Annotated in this window: 3 protein-coding genes; all 3 read right to left on the bottom strand. The window is 61.1% G+C overall.

The genetic code is table 11. The features are described from left to right. The coding region (locus AC3B8H_RS19195; protein WP_488443128.1) for a cytochrome c peroxidase at positions 1–1,987 on the bottom strand (1,987 nt) is incomplete at its 3' end. Positions 1,988–1,997: 10 nt separating this feature from the next. Beyond that, a complete protein-coding gene (locus AC3B8H_RS19190) occupies positions 1,998–2,906 on the bottom strand; it encodes a hypothetical protein (RefSeq protein WP_488443127.1) in 909 nt (302 codons plus the stop codon). Between the two features lie 41 nt (positions 2,907–2,947). Continuing rightward, the gene (locus AC3B8H_RS19185; protein WP_488443126.1) at positions 2,948–3,835 is read right to left on the bottom strand and encodes a hypothetical protein; all 888 of its coding nucleotides are present in this window, start codon (positions 3,833–3,835) and stop codon (positions 2,948–2,950) included. Positions 3,836–3,944: the final 109 nt, after the last annotated feature.

Genomic DNA, 3,944 nt, shown 5'->3' with positions numbered 1-3,944 from the left:
AATGAAAGTGCAGACTGTCGCTGGTAAAGTTGCCGTGCCGGCCGTAGAACTCGATCACCTGTCGCAAGGTCGCCATGCCGCCGTTGTGCATGTAGGGGCCGGTCAATTCCACGTTGCGCAAGGTCGGAATCTTGAATGCACCCTCGGTCGCCAGCGCCATCTTCGTGCCGGACAAATTGGCTAGCGCGGCGGCCGGGGTGGGAATATAAGCGGTCACCGCATTCACGCAGTTTTGATTGCGCAGCGCGCCTTCGCGGGTACCGTCGGCCTGCAGGCCGTCGCCGGGCAGGAACACATTGGGCAGATTCACGGCTAAGCCATAGGCCAGCGGACTGATGAAGTCGCAGGCGCGAATACCGTTCACGCCCGGATCGACCATACCCGACGCATTGCCCAATAGATATTCGACGTATTGCGCGCTGTAGGACAAGGGATTGCCGAAATCGTCCAAGCCGCCCACGCCGGGATCGTCCGCAACGTCAACGGCCCCATTGTTTGCGTAGCCCAAATCCATGAATTTCGGCAGTTGCTGAATGTTGGTATCGCGGGTCACGGTATTGCCGTAGCGATTGATGCCGCCCTTGGCGGCGGCGCCGAATGGACCGAAGGCATTCGGGCCGAACGCGATCGGCGTATCCGGCGGGCCGAAGCGGCTTCCGGCGATTGGGGTCAACAATGCGGCATTGGCCGCCACCGCCGCCAGACTGAAGACCGGACCGGCGTGACATAAATTGCAATGGTTGTTGACGAACAATTCCACGCCGTTTTTCAACGAGGCAACCAGGGCCTGGGTTTCGGCCGGCGTGGCAGCGGTTATGTTGCTCCAGGTCGGCTTCATGTTGGCGTCGATCGGGCTGAGATCGAACGGCGCTTGGTCCGACACCAGCGTCGACTCGTACAACTGAACGGCAAGCCCGAAAAACATGACGAAATTGGCTTCCATTTGATTGTAGGGCATGCCCCCAGCCGGCGCGCCGAACGGGCCGGTGCCGCTGTACGACCAGTAGCGGGGATCGAATGCCTGGGTGACCAGGCTGCGGTAAGTCGTTTTCAAACCCGGTTTCGGGTTTGCGCCGCCGGCAAGGCTGAGTGCTCCCAACACGCTGTCTTGCGGATGAACCAGTTGGTCGCGCAAGCCCTGCCTGGACAACAGCTTGCGGCCGATGTCCGGCCAATAGCGGCCGTTACAACTCATTTCGGCGGTGTTGGTCGGCGGTGCCACCGCCTGCGAGGCCAAAGAGGCATTGACCAAATGTAGCCTTTGCTTGGCGACCGTTTTGGCATTTAGTTTGACCCAGACGCCGGCATTCGGATCGCGCTCGCCCCAAGGGCTGCTGCCGTTGAAAATATTGTTGGCGCGGCCGTCCCAGAAACTGCGGTGGTTGAACGCCGCGTTGATGACGCTGGGGGCGTTACGCGCGGCAGTTTGCCGGGTGCCGACGCCGGCGACGTTGAACAGCGGATCGGCGCCGCGCGCGCATTGATCGTTGGCGTCGCCGAATTGGGAAGCGCCGTGGAATTGTCCGCTGAAGCCGCCGGCGGAACCGACCACGTCGTCGCTGCTGAACACCACCTGGCTGGCGTTATTGCCCGGATCGCTGAACCGGTGCAACGGGAAATCGTCGAGCGTCAGTTGATGATTGGGACCGCCGCCGCCGGAAGGCAAACTATCGAAATCTTGGCCGCTGGCACGGACGCTGTTCTGGCCGGGATTGATTTGATTCTTGGTGCGGCCGTCGGCGCCGGCGTGAAAATGGCAGGAGGCACAGGCCTGGCCGTCGCTACCGAGCGCCTGGTCCCAGAACAAAGCCTTGCCCAAGGCAATCGCGGCATTTTGGTTGACGACGATGGGCGCGGCGCCGTCCAGCAGCCCAGGCACCGGCGGCACCGGCACGTTGCGCAACGATACCGGCACCGGACCGATGGCCAGCGCCGCTGGCGCCGCCAGTAGGCCGCCGGCCAGCAACAGGTTTTTGATCGTTCGCATGGCCGCCTCGCTATTCACGGTGGTTTCGGACCGGGAGGACGCCTCGGCCGACGAATTTTGAGCGCCGCGCGGCCAGCCACGGCAATCCGCCGCCGAGGAACAGCCAGAGTCCGGCCGGAATCGGCACCGATGCCGCTCCGGCCTCGGCGCTGACGAAGATCTGCGAATGCCCGCCGGGTTTGGTGAGCTGGTTGACCAGATAAGTCACGTTGGCGTCCGCCGCCGAGCCGAACAGCGACACGGTGCCGCCGTTGGCAACGATGTTCAGCAGGTCGGCGTTATCGCCCAGGTCCCAGAAGCGCGGCGCGCAGACGTCGTTGCTGCAATTGTTGGTGCCGTTAAAATCGCCACCGGTATAACTATAAGTGCCTAGGGTCTGGATGCCGTCCAACAGCGTGGCGTATTTACCGCCGGCACCGAACACCGAATTCCAGTTCAGATCGTTATTGGCCAGCCCTAACGGGCCGGCGGCCTGTTCGTCGAACCAGGCATTGTCCGCCAGCAGCGAAATGTTGAAGGACCCGGCGGACGGCACGTTGAATTGAGGGTTGTGCGCCGGTACGCCGAGGATGTCGAAGTTGGTATACCACTTGACTTGGACGTCGGTGACATGCCAGTTGCCGATGCCGTATTGCGCATCGAAACCGGCCTTGATCGCCGCCGTGTCGTAGGCCACCAGAAAATCCAGGGTTCTGGGGTAAAAGATGCCCTGGATGTAATCCGGCAGATCGGCGGAAATCTGCATCGCGCCGAACGCCGACATGTCCCGATCGGCATAATCCGGATCGCTGGAAATAAAGGTATCGGCCACCGCATCGAGATTGATGGTACTGGCGGCCAAGGCGGTGCCGGCTTGGCCGGCCAGCGTCGCGGCCAACGCGGTTGTCAGCGCAACGCGACGGTTGGTAAACAGATTCATGAGTATTCCCTTAAGACGTTTGAAAATAATGACAGTCCGGACTAGACAAGCGTGGTCAACGTCGACGGCGTCGTCGCGGCGGAATAGCGGCGGCCCGATAGGCTGAACAGCGCCAGGCAGCTGCTAATAAACAGCCCGATTCCGGCCGGCAACGGCACGGCGGCGGCGCTGACGAACAGTTGCGGATGGGCGCCGGCCGCGCTGCGTTGGCTGACGATATAGGTCACGTTGCCATCCGCCGCCGAACCGAACAGCGACACGAAACCGCCGTTGGCGATGCTGGCGAATAGCGCGGCGTTGTCGCCCAAGTCCCAGAAGCGCGGCGCGCACACCTCGTTCAGGCAATTGTTGCCGCCGTTGAAATCGCCGCCGGTGTAACCGTAAGTACCCAGGACTTGCACGCCGTCCAGCAAATGGCCGTATTTACCGCCGCTGCCGAATACCGAATCCCAATTCAAATCGGTGTTGGCAAACCCCTTGTCGCCGGCCGACGCCGGATCGAACCAGTCGTCATGGGTCAGCAGGGAAATATTGAACGAACCGGCGGCCGGCACATTCAGCTGAGGATTCGTGGGGGCTATACCGAGGATGTCGTAATTGGAATACCACTTCACCTTCACATCGGTGATCCGCCAGTTGCCGGCGCCGAATTCGGCATCGAAGCCGCTTTTGATGGCCGCGGTATCGTAGGCAATTAACGCATCCATGGTTCTCGGGGTGGTCATGCCCTTTTCCGGGTTGGCCAGATTCGCCGAAATTCCCATCGAACCGAAATTGGACCAATCGCGGTTGGACAGCAAGGGATCGCTGTTCAGATAAGTATCGGCGACCGAATCGACGCTCAGCGTACCGGCCTGCGCCACGCCGAACGCCCCGGCCAACACCGTCAGCGCGGCGGCCGTCGACTGTTTAAACAAGTTTGGTTTCATACGTTTCCTCATCAATAAATATCCCGATATTCGTCATGTCTTGTCGGGACGAATCCGCCGACCACGATCAAACCGTCGCCGACTTGATCCGGTCGAAAATCAGCGCCAT

This window comes from Methylomonas sp. BG-2, from assembly GCF_057766305.1.
The sequence above is the reverse complement of the archived record's forward strand: the minus strand, read 5'-3'. Positions and strand labels throughout refer to the sequence as shown.

What these genes read in the sequence shown, in the direction of transcription:
- AC3B8H_RS19190 (WP_488443127.1), bottom strand. Translation starts at nt 2,906, where the DNA reads ATGAATCTGTTTACCAACCGTCGCGTTGCGCTGACAACCGCGTTGGCC.
- AC3B8H_RS19185 (WP_488443126.1), bottom strand. Translation starts at nt 3,835, where the DNA reads ATGAAACCAAACTTGTTTAAACAGTCGACGGCCGCCGCGCTGACGGTG.